Here is a 17,176-nt window from a genome sequence, read left to right as displayed (position 1 = left end):
TCACCTCATGGCTTCCACAGTCTCCGTTCCGGTGGGCAGCAGCCCCTGGCAGCTCGCCCGCGCGGAACTGCGCCGTCGCTCCTCTGTGAAGGTCTCGCTCGTCGTGGTCGCGCTCTTCGCGGTCATGGCAGTGGCCGCTCCTCTGCTCAGCGCGCTGGGCGGCTGGTCCCCCGAGGAGTTCGACAAGTCCGCCGTCGACCCCTATCTGGGCGGACAGCCCATCGGTCCGTTCGGCGGCGTCTCGGCCGAGCACTGGCTCGGCGTCGAACCCGTCACGGGCCGGGACCTGTTCGCCCGTGTCGTGCACGGCGCCCGGATCTCCCTGCTCATCGCCTTCGCCGCCACCGCGATCGTCGTCATCGCGGGGACGGTGGCCGGGGTCGCAGCCGGCTACTTCGGCGGCCGCACCGACGCCGTGCTCTCCCGCCTGATGGACCTCACCATGTCCTTCCCGTCCCTCATCTTCATGATCGCGATGATGTCCGTGGCCAGGGACGTCAACCGGGTGGTCCTGATGACCGCCGTGATCGGCCTGTTCGGCTGGCCGGGAATTGCCCGCGTCGTGCGCGGCCAGACACTGTCGCTGAGGCATCGCGAGTACGTGGACGCGGCGCGCGTCGCCGGATCGGGGCCCTGGCGGATCATCGGCCGGTCCATCCTGCCGGGCGTCGCCGGGCCCGTCATCGCGTACACCACTCTGATCATCCCGGGGATGATCGCCACCGAGGCGGCCCTGAGCTACCTGGGCGTCGGCGTCCGTCCGCCCACCCCCTCGTGGGGGCAGATGATCGCCGAGAGCGTCGCCTTCTACGACACCGATCCGATGTACTTCGTCATCCCGAGCCTCTGTCTGTTCCTCACCGTGCTCGCGTTCACACTGCTCGGCGACGCGCTGCGCGACGTCCTCGACCCGAGAGGAAGCCGCACGTGATCGTCTACCTCGGCCGCCGGATGCTCGGCGTCATCGGCGTCCTGATCGCCGTCGCGGCCGTCACCTTCACCATCTTCTACGTCCTGCCCGCAGACCCCGCTGCCGCGGCCTGCGGCAAGTCGTGCAGCGCGGAGCGACTGGAGGCGATCCGCGCCCACATGGGCCTGGACCAGCCGCTGTGGCGGCAGTTCGCGGACTTCGTCACCGGCATCTTCACCGGCCGCACCATGGGCAGCGGCCAGTACGCGCTGCACTGCGACTTCCCCTGCCTGGGCTACTCGTACGAGAACAGCCAAGGCGTGTGGGACCTGCTGACGGACCGGCTCCCGGTCTCCGCTTCTCTCGCCCTGGGGGCCGCGGTGATCTGGCTGTTCCTCGGCCTGACCGCGGGAGTCACCGCCGCCCTGCGCAAGGACACCCTCACCGACCGCGCCCTGATGGTCGGCGCGGTCGCCGCCGCCTCCCTGCCCGTCTACTTCACCTCGGTGATGCTCATCTACGGGCTGATCCGGACCGCCGGCCTCCTCCCCTACCCGCAATACGTGGAGTTCACCTCCGACCCCCTCCACTGGGCCTCGAACCTGCTGCTGCCCTGGCTGGCCCTGGCCATCCTGTACGCGGCCATGTACGCGCGGCAGAGCCGCAGTTCGATGATCGAGACGATGGCGGAGCCGTACATCCGCACCGCCCGCGCCAAGGGACTGCCGCGCCGCACGGTCGTGGTCAAGCACGGGTTGCGGGCAGGTATGACGCCCATCCTCACCATCTTCGGGATGGACCTGGGCGGGCTGCTCGCGGGCGCGGTGATCACCGAGTCCATCTTCGGGATCCCGGGCATCGGGCGGCTCTTCTACGGAGCGCTGTCCACCGGCGATCAGCCGGTCATCCTCGGCGTCACGTTGCTCGCCGCCACCTTCATCGTCGTCGCCAACCTGGCCGTCGACCTGCTGTACGCCGTCGTCGACCCCCGAGTGAGGTACTGATGGGCGACCTTGAACCCGCACTCTGCGTACGGGACCTGACGGTCACTTTCACCACCACTCACGGTCCCGTGCGGGCCGTGGACAGCCTCGGTTTCGAGGTGCGGCACGGAGAGACCCTTGGCATTGTCGGCGAGTCCGGTTCCGGCAAGTCCGTCACCTCCCTGGCCGTGATGGGCCTGCACACCGGCGCCTCCGTCTCCGGCTCCATCGTCCTGGGCGGCCGGGAGCTGACCGGTCTGCCGGAGCGCGAACTGAACCGGCTGCGCGGCAGGAAAATGGCGATGATCTTCCAGGATCCGCTCTCCAGCCTCCATCCGTACTACACCGTGGGCGAACAGATGGCCGAGCACCACCGCGTGCACTTCGGCAGCGGCAGACGAGCCGCCCGTGAGCGGGCCGTGGAAGCGCTGGCCGAGGTCGGCATCCCCGAGCCGAGACGCCGGGTGCGGGAGTACCCGCACCAGTTCTCCGGCGGCATGCGCCAGCGCGTGATGATCGCGATGGCCCTGTCCTGCGAACCCGAACTGCTGATCGCGGACGAGCCGACCACCGCCCTGGACGTCACCGTCCAGGCGCAGATCCTGGAGCTCATCGCACGGATCCAGCAGGAACGGGGGCTGGCGGTCATCATGATCACACACGATCTGGGAGTGGTCGCCCGCGTTGCCCACGAGGTGCTGGTGATGTACGGGGGCAGGGCTGTCGAAAGGGCCGACGTGGACACCCTGTTCACGGCACCGGCCCACCCCTACACCCGCGGCCTGCTCGACTCCCTTCCCCGCTTCGACGACAGCGACGACGAACCCCTGAGAGCGATCCCCGGCACCCCACCGTCCCTGCTCACCCCGGCCCCCGGCTGCGCGTTCGCGCCCCGCTGCCCCAGGCTCGCCCGCGCCTCCGACCAGGAGCGCTCCCACTGCGAGAAGGAACTCCCCCTCCTCGACGGCCCGGCCGGGCATCCGGCCGCCTGCCACCTCCCCGCGTACGAAGGCATCGCCTCATGACGTGCATCGAACCCCTGCTGGCTGTACGGAACTTGACGATGACATTTCCCGGACGACGGCGATCCGCCCCGGTCCGGGCCGTCGACGGCATCACATTCGACGTGGCGGCGGGCGAGACGCTGGGACTTGTCGGAGAGTCCGGTTGCGGCAAGTCCACCACCGGCCGCCTGATCGTCCGGCTTCTGGAACCCACCGCCGGCTCCGTCACCTACGACGGACGCGACATCAGCCACCTGTCACAGCGGGAGCTGAAGCCGCTCCGCAAGGACCTGCAGATGGTCTTCCAGGACCCGCACTCCTCCCTCAACCCCCGTCAGACGGTGGCCCGGATCATCTGCGACCCGCTGCTCGTACAGGGCAGTTCCGCAGCGGACGCACGCAAGCGCGCCGCTGAACTGATGGAGCTGGTGGGGCTCATCCCCGAACACATCGACCGCTACCCCCACGAGTTCTCCGGCGGGCAGGCCCAGCGCATCGGCATCGCCCGCGCACTGGCCACCGGCCCCCGGCTGGTCGTCGCCGACGAGCCGGTCTCGGCCCTCGACGTGTCCGTCCAGGCCCAGATCGTCAATCTGATGGAGCGGCTCCAGGGCGAACTCGGCCTGGCCTACCTCTTCATCGCCCACGACCTGTCGGTCGTCAAACGGGTGTGCGACCGGGTCGCCGTGGTGTACCTGGGCCGCATCGTCGAGATCGGCGCGAAGGAACAGGTCTACGCCGCCCCGGCCCACCCGTACACGCGCGCGCTGCTGTCCGCCGTACCGCTGCCCGACCCGGCCGCCGAACGGTCCCGCGAGCGGATCACCCTGCTCGGTGACCCGCCCAGCCCGGCAGCTCCCCCGCCCGGCTGTACCTTCCATCCGCGCTGTCACAAGGCGCAGGAGATCTGCCGTACCGAGGAACCGTCCCTGCGAATCACAGCGCCGGGGGCGGTGCGCCAGGTGGCCTGCCACTTCCCCGAAGCGGCCTGAGCCGCCTGAACACGGCCGTGCCCCGGCACCCTTTCGTCACTCCACGAACCGCCTATCGTCAGTTCCCCTCCGTTGCTGACATAGCATCACGGGCTGGAATCAGCGATCCAACCTCGAGCTTTCGTGAAGGCTCGCCAGTTCAACTGGTGGATTTTCGGCCTTGGTGGTCCAGAGGTACCTTCCATGTTCGTGATCATGATCCGGACAGCCCGCCACGCGAAAGCCCGAGGCTGGATTTCAGTGTCGGGACCGGTCAGTCGTCGCTGGGTTTGCCGAACTCTTCGATCAGCACGGGATACTGCTCCCCTCCGTGTCCGGCTGCGATCGAACGGTCGGCCATCGCCTTGATCAACTTCGGCAGTTCGGCGTTGACACCCACCGCCTCGCTCTCCTCGACCAGGTGCGCCATCGACCGCACCTCGGTCTCCAGGGCCGACACCTCGGCCGGGAAGGAGCCGCTGTCGATCTGCTCGGCATATCCAGGCAGCCATTCGGCCACACCGGCAGCGATCTGCTGGGCAAACGGCGCATACGTTGCGGCGTCAACACCGGCCGACCTGAGCAGGGCAGTGCCCTGGAGCCAGGCGTTCAGGACGCTCCACATCATGGCCAGGCCGGCCACGTCGTACAGGGACGCCAGCCCATGGTCCGCGCCAAGGTAGGTGACGGTGCCGAGTGCTTCGAGTATTGACTTGTGTGCCTCGAAGTCCGACTGCGGCCCGCTGTGCAGAATCACCGCCTCGACGGTCCCGATCGCCGGCGGGATGGCCATGATGGCGCCGTCCAGGTAATGGGCGCCTCGCTGGTCGGCCCATTGGGCGGCTTGCCGGGCCTGGGCCGAGTCGCCCGAGGTCAGGTTGATCAACATCGTGCCGTCCAGCTCGATATCGCTCGCGCCGAGCAGCTCGTGCATGGCCTGGTAGTCGGTGACGCAGATGATCGTCAGGGAACCTGCCTTGAGCGCGTCGCCAACCGTTGGCGCCAGCCGTGCACCCTCGGCCACCAACTGGTCGGCCTTGGAGGTCGTACGGTTCCACACGATTGTGGGATGCCCGGCCTTCAGGAACGCGCCGGCGAGTGCCTGACCCATCCGTCCGAGTCCGATGACTGTCACGGGTGTATCGGTTTTGTTGTTCATGGCAGCATCGTCAACGTTGATACCGGTGTGAAGGTCAAGCGAGGTTGCGATGCGGATCGGGGAACTGAGTCGTCGGACGGGCGTCAACGCCCATCAGTTGCGCTACTACGAGGCCCAGGGCCTGCTGGAGGCAGACCGCGGCGCGAACGGTTACCGCGAGTTCGACGAGAACGCCGTGTTACGGGTGAAGCAGATCCGGCACCTGCTCGGCGCCGGTTTGTCCTCCGAAGACATCGCGTACCTGCTGCCCTGTGCGGTTGGAGAGGCCCCGGAGCTGCCCGGCTGTTCCGAGTTGCTGGCCGCGATGCGGTCACGGCTGCGGCGACTGGACGATCAGATGGAGAGGCTCGCTCAATCCCGCGACGCACTTGCCGACTACATCGATGCGGCCGAGCGAATGGGCAGCGTGAGCTATCCACCCTTCGACGATGCTGACCTGGAACCCGTCCCCGCCTGAGCAGACGGGGTGCCCCACATTGCCGACCGTCTCGACCAGCAGCACCCCACCCGCCTGCGAGACCACCGCCGACGCCCCTGCCTGGACACGAACACGCGGAGGCAGAGCCGCACGCTTCACCTGGTGAGTGCGTTCCCCGTTGGACGGAGCCTTGGACAAGCCCATCTCCCCAGTCAGGAGCACCCTCTACTCATTCGATCAAAGATCCGCGCCGATCCCCTCAATCGCCAGTGCACGGGCGGCGTGCGCGTCGAGCACGGCCTGGAACTGCTCACGCGCCTCGTGGACGCGGCCCGTCGCCAAGTAGGCGTGGCCCAGCCGACTGCGGATGTCCATCTCCAGCCAGTGGTAGCTGGGGTCGGTGATCGGGGACAGCAGCTGGTGGTGGAGAAGGGCCTGGTGATGGAGGGCTACGGCCGCGTTCAGGTTTCCCTCGCCCAGCTCCGCCGTGCCCAGCCGGGTCAGACTGCGCGCGCAGAGGAAGATGTCCCCGACCTGCTCACCCAGTTCGACCGCCTGACGGAACCGGCTCTTGGCCTCACCGTAGTGGCCGAGCCGGAGGTGGACATCGGCGGCGCAGGTCAAGGTCCTGCCCAGTACGCGCGGTCTGCCGTCCGTCTCGGCGTGCGTGTGGGCGTCGGCAAAGCAGGCCAGCGCCTCCTCGTTCCGTCGCCGGAATTGGTGGGCGAGGCCGAGGGTGACGAGTGATATGGAGGCGATCCAGTCGTTGCTCAGATGTCGGGCCAGGTCCACCGCCGCAGTGAGATGGCGAATAGCCCGGTCGTCCTCGCCCACACTCAGGTCGACAGCCCCCAGCGCGGCGAGAGCCCGGGCCTCTTCGAACGGGTCGGTGCGGCGCCGGCTGAGGTCCAGTGCCTCGGTGACGCAGGTGCGGGCCTGTCGGTACCGGCGTTGGTACACGCCGGTGTAGCCCAGGCAGTTCCGCAGGGCGAGGGCCATCCGCTGGTCGGTGGCCTCGTCCACGTGCGCGAGTGCGATCTCAAGGGCCGTCTGGCACTCGTGGTAGCGGCCCTGGCGTACGAAGTAGTCGACCAGCGCCTCGGCGATCCAGCAGGCATGATCGGCCTCGCCGAGGACCGCGGCGTGTCCGACGACATCGGCGAGCTCGCCACCGGCCGCGTCCAGCCAGGTCTCCGCGTCCTGCCAATGTGTGAACGGTGCGTCGGCGGGCCGGGGTCCGGTGGGGAAACCGGCAGAGCCGAAGTCACTGGTGATCCGGGCGGCGTCCAGATAGAGACGGAGCGCGGCTGTGCGCGCGGCGGCGGCTTCGGCGGGCGTGGCTTCCGCGAGGCGTCGTGCGTGCACCCGAACCAGGTCGTGCAATCGGTAGCGGCCCGGACGCGGCTGCTGCAGGAGACTCGTGTCGACCAGGCTTTCCAGGATCTGCTCGGTGTCGCAGGACGGCCGGTCGAGCATGGTCGCCGCCGTCAGTACGTCGAACTCGACCGTCGGTGCCAGACCCAGGGCGCGGAATCCGCGCTGCTGCTCGGGTGCGAGCTGGTCGTACGACAGGCGGAAGGTCGCCTCCACGCTGCGATCCCCGACGCTCAGTTCACCGAGCCGGTGCTCATCGCCTGCCATACGGCCCACCAGGTACTCCACCGTCCAGGTACGGCGGTTCTGCAGCCGCGATCCGGCGATGCGCAGTGCCAGCGGCAGCCCGTCGCACAGCCCGACCAGCTGACGCGTCGCCTCCGGCTCCCTGCTCGCGCGCTCCTCTCCGATGATGTGCGAGAGCAGGGACACCGCATCCCCGCTCTCCAGAGGCTCCAGGGAGACCCGTCGGTCGGCGTCCAGTTCGGCCAGCCGTCGTCGGCCCGCCACCAGCACCGTGCTTCCCGCTCCTGCGGGAAGCAGCGGTCGTATCTGGTCGGCGTCCAGGGCGTCGTCCAGCACGAGGAGCAGTCGTAGCGGGCTGGTTGCCGCGCGCCAGACGGCGGTGAGTTCTTCGAGGTCGCTCGGCAACTCGCCCTTGGGTGCGCCGAGCGATCGCAGCAGTCGCTGCAGCGCCTGCTCCGGCGATTGCCGCCGCTGCCTGCTGTGCGCGCGCAGGTCCACGAACAGACAGCCGTCCGGGTGACGGGCGCTGAGCTCACGGGCCGCGCGGACGACGAGCGCGGTCTTGCCGACCCCGGCCGTACCGTCCACCGTCACGATCGATACGGATCCGGGCACAGAAGGCACGATCAGCTGCGCCAGCTCCACCTCCCGCCCGATCAGGTGGCCCGCATCGCCCGGCAGTTCATTGACTGCGCGGCGCAGCCCCGGCCGGGTGGGCAGCGCGGCGGAGCGCGCCATGGCCGGACCGAGGAGGCGTTCGTCGTCCCGGCGCAACACCGCTTCATGTACGCGGCGGAGTTCATCACCAGGACCGACCCCTAGCTCGTCGCGCAGGCGCTCGAGCGTGTCCTGATAGACGTTCAGCGCCTCCGCCTGGCGTTCGCTGCCGTACAGCGCGCGCATGCGCAACGCCACCAGCGACTCGTCGTACGGACTGGACAGCGACAGGGCGGCGAGGTCGTCCAGTGCGTCGGCGAAGCGGCCGAGCAGAACCAAGCACTCGAGCCGCTGGGTTCGAACCGTGCGCAGGCGCTCCGACAGTCGCTGCCGTTCGACGTCGGCGAAGGGTCCGGGCAACCCGGCCAGTGGCTCGCCGCGAAACAGGGCGAGCGCCTCGGAAAACCGGTTCATCGCGGTGGTCAGGTCGCCGGCCGCCTTCGCGCGCTGAGCGCCGGCGACCTGCTCGGCGAGGTCCGCCACGTCGAGCTGGATCCCGTCCACGACGAGGCGGTATCCGCCTCGTTCCCCGCGGATCACCGAGTCCGCCGGCCCGGTGCCCTCCGTGTCGAGGAGCTGCCGTAACGCGTAGACGTAGCTGGGCAGTACCTTGCGGCCGGACTTCGGCGGCTCGGCCCCCCAGACCCCGTCGAGCAACTGCTCGTGGCTCACCAGGAAGCCCGGGCGCAGCGCCAGCGCGGCCAGTACGGCCTGTCGCCGAACGGGCCCCAGGTCCAACGGTGTTACCTCACGCCAGGCCCGGACCTCTCCGAGCACAGCGAGCCGAAGCCTCTGAGGGTCCCCGTTCACCCCGAAGCCTCCACTCCGCCGCGCATCATCGAAATTTCACCTGCATTGCAGCGCCTTCCGTGAAGGTTTGCAAGTGACGATCGAGAACACCGCTGGGAACCGGTGGTACGGGCCGTCGCCGGCCGCCAGGCACGGGTTCCCGGCCGGTCAACGCCCTCGCGGCGGGCTACGCCAACGTGTTCGTCCGCGCTGAGGACGGCGCCTCGGCACTCGACGCGGAGACCGGCGGGAGCCCCTCACGGACGACGGGCCGTGTACATCAGCCCCGCACATCACGCCGTGGTCAGCGTGCCTGCCCGCCGCCCGGACGGCGCGGACGGCGTGGCCCCTGGTTCGGCCGGCGTCGCGGGGGGTCGCCGTCGGCTGGGGCGGACGGGGAGGAGAAGCCGCCCGGTACCCCGGCGCGTGCGGTTGCCGGGACATTCGCTGCGGGCGGGGGTGTCTCGGTTGTGGCGGGCCGCGGTCGCGCGGCGCGGGCGAGGGTTCTGGCATGGGGGATCAGCGGGGCGCAGGTCTCGCAGACCTCTTCGACGCTCCACACCCGGCCGATCGTCGCATCGTGGCGCAGGATCAGCACGACGGCGCCGGTGCAGTGCACCTTGGTGTCCTCGTGGGCGGCGCAGCGCTCGGCGCGGCAGTGGCAGGCGGCGTTGGGCCGCAGGGTGGCCGCCTTGGCGTGTGCGGCGGCGTGCTGGGCGGCGAACGAGCGCAGCGTGACCAGGTCCTTGGAGCGGAGCGGCATCCGGCAGGCGGCGGTGGAGCACGTGACGGCGGCGGTGCGGTCGCCGTGGCCGGTCAGACGCACGGTCCAGGACCGTCCCGGGACGCGTTCGGCGCCAGGGGCACGATTGGTTTCGCTGTAGGCGGTCGTCACAGGGCCGTCCGTTTCGGTTGATCAGTAGGATGTCCGCTCCACTATGAGCTACCCAGCAGCCGGTTGGGCAGCACGTTTTTGTGCCTAGCAGTGCGGTCCCGGGCGGTGAGTCGGCCCGATGCGGTGGTGTCCCGTCAGACGGCCCGCCGAGGTGGGGTCGTCCTCGTGGGCGACGAGTGCCGGCCTCCCACCAGATGGCTCCGGTCGTGCGCAGGTAGTGGACGGTGGCGGGACGCTGGGGCGTCCCCGCAGCACAACGTTGCCCGCCTCGCACAGCAGGGGCCCGGGGCCGGCCGGTGGCGGTGCTGACCGTGGCCGTGGGCAGGGCGAGCCGCGCCAGCCGTCGCCGGGGATTGGCCGGGCGACGAAACTCTGTGACCTGCAATCTTGTTGTCCTCCAGGGACGGCGATCCCGTGATGGGATCTCTCCGTGCTCCACGGCCCGGCGGCTCACCGGCGCGGCGACCCCCACCTGATCGGCCAGTCGACGAGCGGACACGGCGGGCATGGGCGTGGACGGCCGAACGTCGGCTCACTTCCTCGGTGACGGGGTGTGGCCCGGTGGCCACGGGGCAGACGGATGGCACGTCAGTAGCCGTGACAGGTGGCGCAACTGCTTAGGGAAGCGGGAGGCAATGAGCCAGGAGAAAGCGCAAGGCGAAGCGAAAGAAGCCATTTGGTGGACCGAAGCCACGCAGGTCCGAGTCGGCACGCTCCTTCCCATCCCGACCTCCTTCCAATACACGGTCCAGGACCCGTATGCGGTGCAGATCACGTTCCATCCGGTTCCCGACCGCGGCCTCGGCATCTCCTGGTACGTGGAGCGGGGCCTCCTCGCACGCGGCACCCGGACCCGGGCCGGAGACGGCGATGTGCAGGTACAGCCCGCGCCCGGCCCGGCCGGCCCCTCCTACACGCTGCTGCAGATCGGCCCTGCCACGGAGCGTGCCCTGTTCCGCATTGACACCCCGCCGCTGCTGGAGTGGCTCACCCTGACCCACTCCCTTGTTCCTCCAGGCACCGAAGACACCCGCCTGAACTGGAAGCCCTTCGAGCGGCTACTCGCTGACACCTGAATCGCAGACCGCCCGGAACCTCGACGACGGCACCAACGACCACATGTGGCAGCGCGCCGTCGAGTGACTGGTCCGCCTGCGCGTACGCGCAGGCGATGCGTCGGGCTCGCCGCGGTTGAACGTCGTCGCCGACCATGCCCGAAACCATCTGCTGGACGCGGCCGATTCGCACCCTGCCGCCCGCCTCGACGCGGCGGACGACGACCTCCTCTTCCGGCAGGGGCCGGCCAGGGGCCTCGGCTTCATTCGGTTCCACGACTGGCGCACCGTCTACGCCGCATGTGCCGGCGTGCCCAACGTCGGGCGGTTTTTTCACTCCACCTGGAGGCCGATGACGCATGTGTCGTCGTCGGTGTTGGCCCTGCTGTGCGTCAGCAGGCGGTCCAGCCGCTGTTCCAGCGACCGGGCGGAACCACTCGCCGTGGCGATCAGATGCTGGAGCAAGTCGTTGAGGGAGGAGTCCTTGTTCTCGACCAAACCGTCGGTGTACATCAGCAACGTGGCGCCCGCTCCGAGCTGTACTTCGCTTTCCTCGTAGTCCGCGTGTGGGACGGCGCCGAGCAGCATGCCCCGGATGAGCGGCAGGGTCGTGGCCTGCTGTTCGCTGACCAGGACAGGCGGAAGGTGACCGGCACGGGCCCAGCGCAGAATACGGCGGCCGGGATCGTAAAGACCGCAGACGGCAGTGGCGGTGACCGGCTCGGTCAGATGGTGCGCCAGGTCAGAAGCTGTGCGGGGCCCGCGCCGGTGACAGCCAGGCCACGTAGGGCGTTGCGCAGGACGATCATGCTGGTCGCTGCCTCGATGCCGTGGCCTGCGATGTCACCGACTTCAGCGCGTTGGGTACGCCCAGGGGGCCGATGACCGCCGCTGTGTGCGCTTCCAGCGTATGGGCGCACAGTTCGGCGAGAGCCTCCACCTGACGCTGGATCTGGGGCGGTTGCGGCGCAAGGCGCTGAGGCCAGCAGATGACACCAAGGACCTGGTCCTCGACGAGAATCGGCAGCACGATCAAGCTGCCCCGTGCGGTGTGGCCGAGGACGGACGAGAGGGTGACGTAGCCGGCCGGAACATCGTCCGCGGCGATGACGCGGCGGCTGCGCGCGGCTTGGCCGACCAGAGATTCGCCCAGCTTGAATCGTGTGTCCCGGGTGGATCCCGCGGGGCGGCCGTAGGAGCCGACAAGCCTCAGTTCCACGCCCTGGTCGCCGTCCTCGGCCAGATAGAAAGCTCCGTACTGAGCCGCCACCAGAGGGGTCAGCTCATCCATGATGGTCTCGGCCACGACAGTGAGGTCCCGATGGCCCTGCATCAGGCCGGAGATGCGCGCCAGGTTCGTCTTCAGCCAGTCCTGCTCGTGATTGGCTCGGGTCGTTTCCCGCAGCGACCCCACCATCGAGTTGATGTTGTCCTTGAGTTCGGCGACCTCACCGGAAGCGTCCACGGTGATGGAGCGGGTCAGATCGCCCTCCGCCACAGCGCTGGTCACCTCCGCGATGGCCCGTACCTGCCGCGTCAGGACTCGGCCCTGCCGATGGTGGCCGGCGGTCGATGCAGGGTCGGCACATGCATACGACGTCGGGCGGTCCCGGACATGGATGTCCGGGACCGCCCGACGTTTCAGGCCGGTGCTGTTACCAGCGGTACCAGCGGCTGCGACTTCCTCCCGTTCCGGCGGAGCGCATGACGAAACCGAGCAGCCACACAGCGAGCACGACGGCCGCCACGATCCACAGTGCCTTCAGGGCAAATCCGGCACCGAAGAGAATCAGGGCCAGCAGGAGAACGAGTATCAGGGGAACCATAGTTATCAACCTCCAGGACCTCATGTGCCCCTCGATTAACCTTCCATGTGCTCGTTTCCATGTGTTTCGTACGTCGCTCCGAGGGAATTCGGGTGGCCTGCGTCCAGCGCTCCGCAAAGGACTCGTACGAGACGGACCACAGGAAAGTGGCCGCATGAAAGTGGGGGTGGGGCCGGATTGCCGGCCCCACCCCCACGTCTCCCGTGAATGTCAGCTGCCGTAGCGGCTGTAATAGTCGCCGGTCTGCTGACGGTGCCCGAGGTCGCTGAGGTGCTTGTCCTTGTCGAATTCGGGGGCGTCCTTGATCTGGTCCTTGGTGCATTCGACGTAGATCTTTTCCTCGGCGGCGTCGACGCGGGTGACGGTGCCGGCGGGAAGCAGTACGTGCTTGCCGAAGATCCAGACTCCGGTGTCGACGACCAGGTACGACGATCCGACCTCATCGGAATGCTTGTCGACCTTTCCGATGCTTCCGTCGGTCGCCTCGACCTTGAAACCGACCAGGCTGGTGCCCGCGGTGTAGCCGGTCGTCGGCTGGTAGCCCCAGATGTCGCTCATGAAGTATGACTCCTCTGTCCACGATGTTGTAGCCGCGAGAACGTCCGCCGCAATTCGGCGCTCGCTCCTCGTCCGTTCGACTGCCCAGCATTACGGAGCCAACACACAGCACTCGAAGTTCTCTTCGGACGGAACCGGGACGGCCATCGTGGGAGGCGTGATTGCCTGCGCGTCTCGAAATCACTCCCGGGCACAATGTACGCCCGTCGCCACAGCCGCCGAAATCGCAGGGGAACCGTGGTCGACAACCTGGAGAAGGGGAAAGTACATCCCCGTGATGGTGACGGCATGTCGTGGGAGGCGGGGGGTAGCCGGGGGACAACCCGCTCTGCTGCGGCAATTGCCTTGAGGAGGCCCTGTGCTGATGGCTCATCCTGTCGTCCTGCGCAATCTGATCGAGCAGTACGACGCGCTGCGTGTGCTGCGTGCCGAGGAAGGGTCATCGCAGGCGCGACAGCGCATGGACGATCGCGCGTACATCCTGTGCGTATCGACCGGCACCGGCGACATCGACACCGCTCTCGTCGCGGCCCGCCACGGGCTCCCTGGTGTCCGCCCAGATGACGACTCCTGGCTCAGCGCGTGACCGGCCCAGCCCGGCTGCGGAGCCGGCCGCAGCGCGGCGGGTATCGGAACGCCCCGGACACAAGGACACCCAAGCCCAAGGACAACCGGTGAGCGGGCCTGGCCCTCACCATATGTGGAGCCGACCGCCCACCCGCTCAGCCGGCACCGCATCGGCACCCCCTGTGAGACGACGTCGAACGAGGACGTCCTGATCGTGCAGTCGCCGCTGTCCGTCGGCCAGTTCGCAGGCAGGTGGGCCTCGTACAACGCGCCGCCGGACCGGCCCTACGACCAGCGGGAGGAGGACGGCCGCTCACTGGTCTTCGACCCTGACGAACTCACCGAGCGCGTCGAGATCCTCGGCTCTCCGAGCGTCGAACTGGAGCTGTCGGTCAGCGAACCGGTCGCCATGGTCGCCGCCCGGCTGTCGGACGTGGCCCCCGACGGCAGCGCCACCCGCGTCACGTACGGCCTGCTCAATCTCACCCACCCCAACGGGACCGGCCCCCCACCCCCTGGAACCCGGCGCGCGGTACCGGGCCACGGTCCACCTCAACGGCGTGACCCAGGCATTCCCCCGGACACCGCATCCGGCTGTCGCTGTCCACCCCCTACTGGCCGCTCGCCTGGCCACCGCCGCGGCCGGTGCTGTTGAGCGTGTACAAGGACCCAAGCGCGCTGACGCTGCCGTTGCGCCCGACAAGGGGGCCCGATCACCTTCCCCAGCGCCCGTTCGGCGAGCCCGAGGGCACCGCCCCCCGGCCACCACCCAGCTGACCTCTCCGGAGCAACGCTGGGAGGTCAAACGAGACCTGGTCGGCTACAACTCCGAGCTCGAGATCGTCAAGGACCGCGGCAGGGTGCGCGACGACGACATCGGCCTCGAGGTCGGTCCGCGGGCTTACGAGCGGTACGCCGCCGTCGCCGACCACTTCACCTCGGTCGGCGGGGAAACGGCTTGGGCCGTGCGGTTTTGTCGGGACAACTGGGACGTGCGGGTGGAGACCCGCACCGCGCTGACGTCCAACGAGACCGAGTCTTCGTCGATGGCGCCCTGGACGGCTTTGAGAACGGCCGCCGGGTCTTCTCCCGTACCTGGAACGAGACACTGCCTCGCGACCTGTTGTAGGAGCACGGGGCCGGCGTGGGCGCTGACGGCGACGATCCCGAGGTGTGCAGCCGCCTTCAGCCGGCGGTCCGTAACAGTGCAGAGGAGGGTACCCACCCCGCCAGCTGTACGCCCGCGAACCGTGGCGTCGGCCAACAAGGTTGCGTTCCGCCCAGCTTCCGACGTGGAAGCGGATCGCGGTGCCGTCCGGGCCGGTGTGGGCGCGTACCAGGTCGGTCAGGTAATTGACCATCAGAAGCCCTCGTCCGCCGAGTTGGTCGCGCGGGGGTGGGCGACCCTCCGCCAGTGTCACTCAGGTGCCCCGCTTATCTCACCTCGCACAGGATCTGTCCGCTCTCTTCCCAGAGCCACACGGCGCCTGGTCCACCGCCGTGCACCACGCTGTTGGTGGTCAGCTCAGCGACAGCAAGGGCGAAGTCGTCCAGACGCCCGCCAGACCCAGGTGCGGGCCAGTGCGTCCGGGAAGTCCCGGACGCCGGGCAGGCGTTCGACTTCAAAGTGGCGGCACCTCGCGGCCCCCCTCCGGATCGAACTCGTCGGGCTCCAAGCGGATCTCGTAGTGGCTGGTGGTCAGGCCGCCTCGGCTGCACATCCGCCCGCGGAGGCCGGTCGCGCCGTCGGCGCGCACCCACCTGCCGGACAATCCACACGGGCAGCACCAGCAGTCCGATCACGATCAGGCTGAAGACGATGGCGGCGGGTGTTCCCACCCCGGCCGCGAGGTCGGCGGCGAAAGTCCCCCGGACGTGGAGTTGATAGTGACCATGCAATAGCGGGTACTCGTTTCATCCTGCGGCGCGAAGGCGCCGCCGTCGCCCGGATCACCGGCGGCGCTGTCGAGGCGGCGCCGGATCCCCAGGTCCGTCCCCGCTGGCACGTGCACTTCCTCGTCCGTGACGTCCATTGCGCCCTCCGCGCTGCCACCAAAACGGGGGCACCGCCGTCTCGGCCGTAGAAGCGTCCCGCACCGACACCTGGGTCACGCTGCGGGACCCGGACGGCGGACTCTTCACCGTCGTGGAACGCCACTCCACCTGAACTCCGGCCTGCCTGGAAAAGCTGGCGCTGCTGCGGCGGCAAGATCGGCAGCAGCGGCCGGGCCACGTTGGCCGCGCCGGACTCGACTCCCGCGGGGGACCTGCCGACTCGCCCACCGCGACGCACCCAGCCTCGAAACACCGCATCGGCTTGCCCAGCTGCTGTGCGCAGGCGGTGTTGGTCTGCGTCCCGCGTCGTTGAGCCGACCGGATGCACCACGGCCCGGGAAGGACAGCAGATGGCGGGCCGCGAGAGGTTCGGACACCAGCCGGTGCCCTGCACCGTCCGGGCATGCGCTCGATGCCGCTTGAGAACACCGCAGTTCCTCATCCGGGCCCGGGCTCATCCAGGTGCGGGCGTGATCAGGCGGTGCCCGGGGCACGCGAAGTGCCATGGCACCTCTGAAGCAGTGGGAACAGGCACTCGAAGACTGGCAGGACGCCTTGGTCGCGAAGTTCTTCCGCAGCGAACCGGTCGAGCTGCTCGACGAGCTCCGGGGCGAGTGCGACAACCACGTGGTGGTGTGCAGCCGCACCCGGGTGGTGGCACCCAACGCGTACGAGATCGAAATCGAGAGCGGCCTGCACAAGGAACTGTCCCGGCACGCGCGGCAGGTAGGGCAGGCGCTCATGGACAGTCTCGCGCGGCATGGCGAGCGCCGAGGATACGAATGGGCCGGCCCGCTGACGGTACGGGTGACGTCGGCGGCCCATCTGCCCAACGGCCGGTACCGCGTCGCCAGCCGCGCCATGGCCCACATACGTGCCGATGCGTTCCCTTCGGCGAGCGAGTAGGCACCCGACGCGGTCGAACGCTTCAAGGCCCGACCCGACCGCGCCGAGGTGTCCCTGCCGGCTACGGGTTCCGCCTCTCGTCTCTGCGGGTTTCACGCCCTCGTCAGACGTGCCGGTGGGAGCGCCTACTTCCGGCGAAGAGCCGGTAGAGGGCGAGAAGGATCAGGGAGCCGACGATCGCCGCGACCCACGTGGAGAGATCGAAAAACCCGTCGATCGAGTCGACGCCGAAGATGACCTTGCCGAGCCAGCCTCCCAGAAGGCCTCCTGCGATACCGATGAGCATGGTGATGACGATGCCGCCTGGGTCCTTGCCAGGCATCAGAAGCTTCGCGATCATTCCGGCAAGCAAGCCGATGAGTATCCAGGCGATGATGCCCATGATGATCCTCTCCCGTATCGGGATATACAACGGAGTCAATTAGCGACTGCGCCGCGTAATCGGATTCAAACCTCCCGATCAGGCCCACCGAGTGACGCAGTCCGGGACTCCGCGCCACCACCACCGTCCTCGCCTGATTTGGCGGCGCCTATCTCGTGACCGGACGAGGGCGTGGACTTCTCGCCGGAGCAGTCGTCGAGCAGCTCACCGAACGACCGCGGGTGACCCCAATGTCAGGGAACACCCGTCGAGCACCTGGCCAGCGCCCCCGGCTTGGGCGCGTCCGGGCCATCGGCGGGTTTCCCTGTTATCGAACTGCAGCCAGCACTGAAAGAGCACAGCTCCTACCCGACCGCGGAGG

Annotated in this window: 14 protein-coding genes and 5 pseudogenes; 9 read left to right on the top strand and 10 right to left on the bottom strand. The window is 68.7% G+C overall.

The features are described from left to right. Positions 1-7 precede the first annotated feature (7 nt). The 4 genes from OHS70_RS37225 to OHS70_RS37210 are packed head-to-tail and all read left to right on the top strand — an operon-like array spanning position 8 to position 3,889. The gene (locus OHS70_RS37225) at positions 8-931 is read left to right on the top strand and encodes an ABC transporter permease (protein ID WP_328405039.1); all 924 of its coding nucleotides are present in this window, start codon (positions 8-10) and stop codon (positions 929-931) included. Next, on the top strand, positions 928-1,914 hold the full coding sequence (locus OHS70_RS37220) for an ABC transporter permease (RefSeq protein ID WP_328405037.1): 987 nt from the start codon (positions 928-930) through the stop codon (positions 1,912-1,914). The genes OHS70_RS37225 and OHS70_RS37220 overlap by 4 nt, the downstream gene beginning before the upstream one ends. After that, positions 1,914-2,918, top strand: coding sequence for an ABC transporter ATP-binding protein (locus OHS70_RS37215; protein ID WP_328405035.1), 1,005 nt, complete (start codon positions 1,914-1,916; stop codon positions 2,916-2,918). The genes OHS70_RS37220 and OHS70_RS37215 overlap by 1 nt, the downstream gene beginning before the upstream one ends. Continuing rightward, positions 2,915-3,889: an ABC transporter ATP-binding protein gene (locus OHS70_RS37210; RefSeq protein WP_328405033.1), complete on the top strand. Its 975-nt coding sequence runs from the start codon at positions 2,915-2,917 to the stop codon at positions 3,887-3,889. The genes OHS70_RS37215 and OHS70_RS37210 overlap by 4 nt, the downstream gene beginning before the upstream one ends. A 253-nt stretch (positions 3,890-4,142) precedes the next feature. Here the strand turns inward: OHS70_RS37210 and OHS70_RS37205 are convergent, their stop codons facing one another. Then, the gene (locus OHS70_RS37205) at positions 4,143-5,027 is read right to left on the bottom strand and encodes an NAD(P)-dependent oxidoreductase (RefSeq protein ID WP_328405031.1); all 885 of its coding nucleotides are present in this window, start codon (positions 5,025-5,027) and stop codon (positions 4,143-4,145) included. Positions 5,028-5,076: 49 nt separating this feature from the next. Here OHS70_RS37205 and OHS70_RS37200 point away from each other — a divergent pair, with 49 nt between their 5' ends. Then, positions 5,077-5,484, top strand: coding sequence for a MerR family transcriptional regulator (locus tag OHS70_RS37200; RefSeq protein ID WP_328405029.1), 408 nt, complete (start codon positions 5,077-5,079; stop codon positions 5,482-5,484). A gap of 198 nt (positions 5,485-5,682) precedes the next feature. Here OHS70_RS37200 and OHS70_RS37195 read toward each other — a convergent pair whose 3' ends face one another. Both OHS70_RS37195 and OHS70_RS37190 read right to left on the bottom strand, forming a co-directional pair. Continuing rightward, positions 5,683-8,520 (bottom strand): AfsR/SARP family transcriptional regulator, encoded by a 2,838-nt coding sequence (locus OHS70_RS37195; RefSeq protein ID WP_328405027.1) that lies wholly within the window; start codon positions 8,518-8,520, stop codon positions 5,683-5,685. 355 nt (positions 8,521-8,875) lie between these two features. Beyond that, positions 8,876-9,466, bottom strand: coding sequence for a hypothetical protein (locus OHS70_RS37190; protein WP_328405025.1), 591 nt, complete (start codon positions 9,464-9,466; stop codon positions 8,876-8,878). A gap of 635 nt (positions 9,467-10,101) precedes the next feature. Between OHS70_RS37190 and OHS70_RS37185 the strand changes: the two genes are divergently transcribed. Further along, positions 10,102-10,542, top strand: a complete 441-nt coding sequence (locus OHS70_RS37185; protein WP_328405023.1) for an SsgA family sporulation/cell division regulator — start codon at positions 10,102-10,104, stop codon at positions 10,540-10,542. 312 nt (positions 10,543-10,854) lie between these two features. On the opposite strand, the pseudogene OHS70_RS37180 reads toward OHS70_RS37185, so the two are convergent. From OHS70_RS37180 to OHS70_RS37165, 4 genes and pseudogenes are all read right to left on the bottom strand, one after another. Continuing rightward, positions 10,855-11,372: pseudogene (locus OHS70_RS37180) on the bottom strand (PP2C family protein-serine/threonine phosphatase); the annotation flags it as partial. Then, positions 11,327-12,061: pseudogene (locus OHS70_RS37175) on the bottom strand (GAF domain-containing protein); the annotation flags it as partial. The pseudogenes OHS70_RS37175 and OHS70_RS37180, both read right to left, overlap by 46 nt. A 115-nt stretch (positions 12,062-12,176) precedes the next feature. Further along, positions 12,177-12,347, bottom strand: a complete 171-nt coding sequence (locus OHS70_RS37170; protein WP_328405021.1) for a hydrophobic protein — start codon at positions 12,345-12,347, stop codon at positions 12,177-12,179. A gap of 210 nt (positions 12,348-12,557) precedes the next feature. After that, positions 12,558-12,905, bottom strand: a complete 348-nt coding sequence (locus tag OHS70_RS37165) for a PRC-barrel domain-containing protein (RefSeq protein ID WP_328405019.1) — start codon at positions 12,903-12,905, stop codon at positions 12,558-12,560. A gap of 358 nt (positions 12,906-13,263) precedes the next feature. Between OHS70_RS37165 and OHS70_RS37160 the strand changes: the two genes are divergently transcribed. Both OHS70_RS37160 and OHS70_RS37155 read left to right on the top strand, forming a co-directional pair. Next, complete coding sequence (locus tag OHS70_RS37160; RefSeq protein ID WP_328405017.1) at positions 13,264-13,491, top strand: DUF5133 domain-containing protein; 228 nt, start codon at positions 13,264-13,266, stop codon at positions 13,489-13,491. A 78-nt stretch (positions 13,492-13,569) separates the two neighbouring features. Beyond that, positions 13,570-14,601, top strand: a pseudogene (locus OHS70_RS37155) (CocE/NonD family hydrolase C-terminal non-catalytic domain-containing protein); the annotation flags it as partial. 160 nt (positions 14,602-14,761) lie between these two features. On the opposite strand, the pseudogene OHS70_RS37150 reads toward OHS70_RS37155, so the two are convergent. Both OHS70_RS37150 and OHS70_RS39235 read right to left on the bottom strand, forming a co-directional pair. Beyond that, positions 14,762-15,038, bottom strand: a pseudogene (locus OHS70_RS37150) (ATP-binding protein); the annotation flags it as partial. Positions 15,039-15,206: 168 nt separating this feature from the next. Then, positions 15,207-15,275, bottom strand: a pseudogene (locus OHS70_RS39235) (hypothetical protein); the annotation flags it as partial. 756 nt (positions 15,276-16,031) lie between these two features. On the opposite strand from OHS70_RS39235, the gene OHS70_RS37145 reads away from it, so the two are divergent. After that, positions 16,032-16,433, top strand: coding sequence for a DUF3662 domain-containing protein (locus tag OHS70_RS37145; protein ID WP_328405015.1), 402 nt, complete (start codon positions 16,032-16,034; stop codon positions 16,431-16,433). Positions 16,434-16,536: 103 nt separating this feature from the next. Here the strand turns inward: OHS70_RS37145 and OHS70_RS37140 are convergent, their stop codons facing one another. Further along, the gene (locus tag OHS70_RS37140) at positions 16,537-16,815 is read right to left on the bottom strand and encodes a GlsB/YeaQ/YmgE family stress response membrane protein (protein ID WP_328405013.1); all 279 of its coding nucleotides are present in this window, start codon (positions 16,813-16,815) and stop codon (positions 16,537-16,539) included. Positions 16,816-17,176 lie beyond the last annotated feature (361 nt).

The sequence above is a fragment of the Streptomyces sp. NBC_00390 genome (assembly GCF_036057275.1).
Classification (GTDB): domain Bacteria; phylum Actinomycetota; class Actinomycetes; order Streptomycetales; family Streptomycetaceae; genus Streptomyces.
The sequence above is the reverse complement of the archived record's forward strand: the minus strand, read 5'-3'. Positions and strand labels throughout refer to the sequence as shown.

Coding starts and splice junctions, on each gene's coding strand:
- OHS70_RS37145 (WP_328405015.1), top strand. CDS start 16,032: ATGGCACCTCTGAAGCAGTGGGAACAGGCACTCGAAGACTGGCAGGAC.
- OHS70_RS37170 (WP_328405021.1), bottom strand. CDS start 12,347: ATGGTTCCCCTGATACTCGTTCTCCTGCTGGCCCTGATTCTCTTCGGT.
- OHS70_RS37140 (WP_328405013.1), bottom strand. CDS start 16,815: ATGGGCATCATCGCCTGGATACTCATCGGCTTGCTTGCCGGAATGATC.
- OHS70_RS37165 (WP_328405019.1), bottom strand. CDS start 12,905: ATGAGCGACATCTGGGGCTACCAGCCGACGACCGGCTACACCGCGGGC.
- OHS70_RS37200 (WP_328405029.1), top strand. CDS start 5,077: ATGCGGATCGGGGAACTGAGTCGTCGGACGGGCGTCAACGCCCATCAG.
- OHS70_RS37185 (WP_328405023.1), top strand. CDS start 10,102: ATGAGCCAGGAGAAAGCGCAAGGCGAAGCGAAAGAAGCCATTTGGTGG.
- OHS70_RS37225 (WP_328405039.1), top strand. CDS start 8: ATGGCTTCCACAGTCTCCGTTCCGGTGGGCAGCAGCCCCTGGCAGCTC.
- OHS70_RS37210 (WP_328405033.1), top strand. CDS start 2,915: ATGACGTGCATCGAACCCCTGCTGGCTGTACGGAACTTGACGATGACA.
- OHS70_RS37205 (WP_328405031.1), bottom strand. CDS start 5,027: ATGAACAACAAAACCGATACACCCGTGACAGTCATCGGACTCGGACGG.
- OHS70_RS37215 (WP_328405035.1), top strand. CDS start 1,914: ATGGGCGACCTTGAACCCGCACTCTGCGTACGGGACCTGACGGTCACT.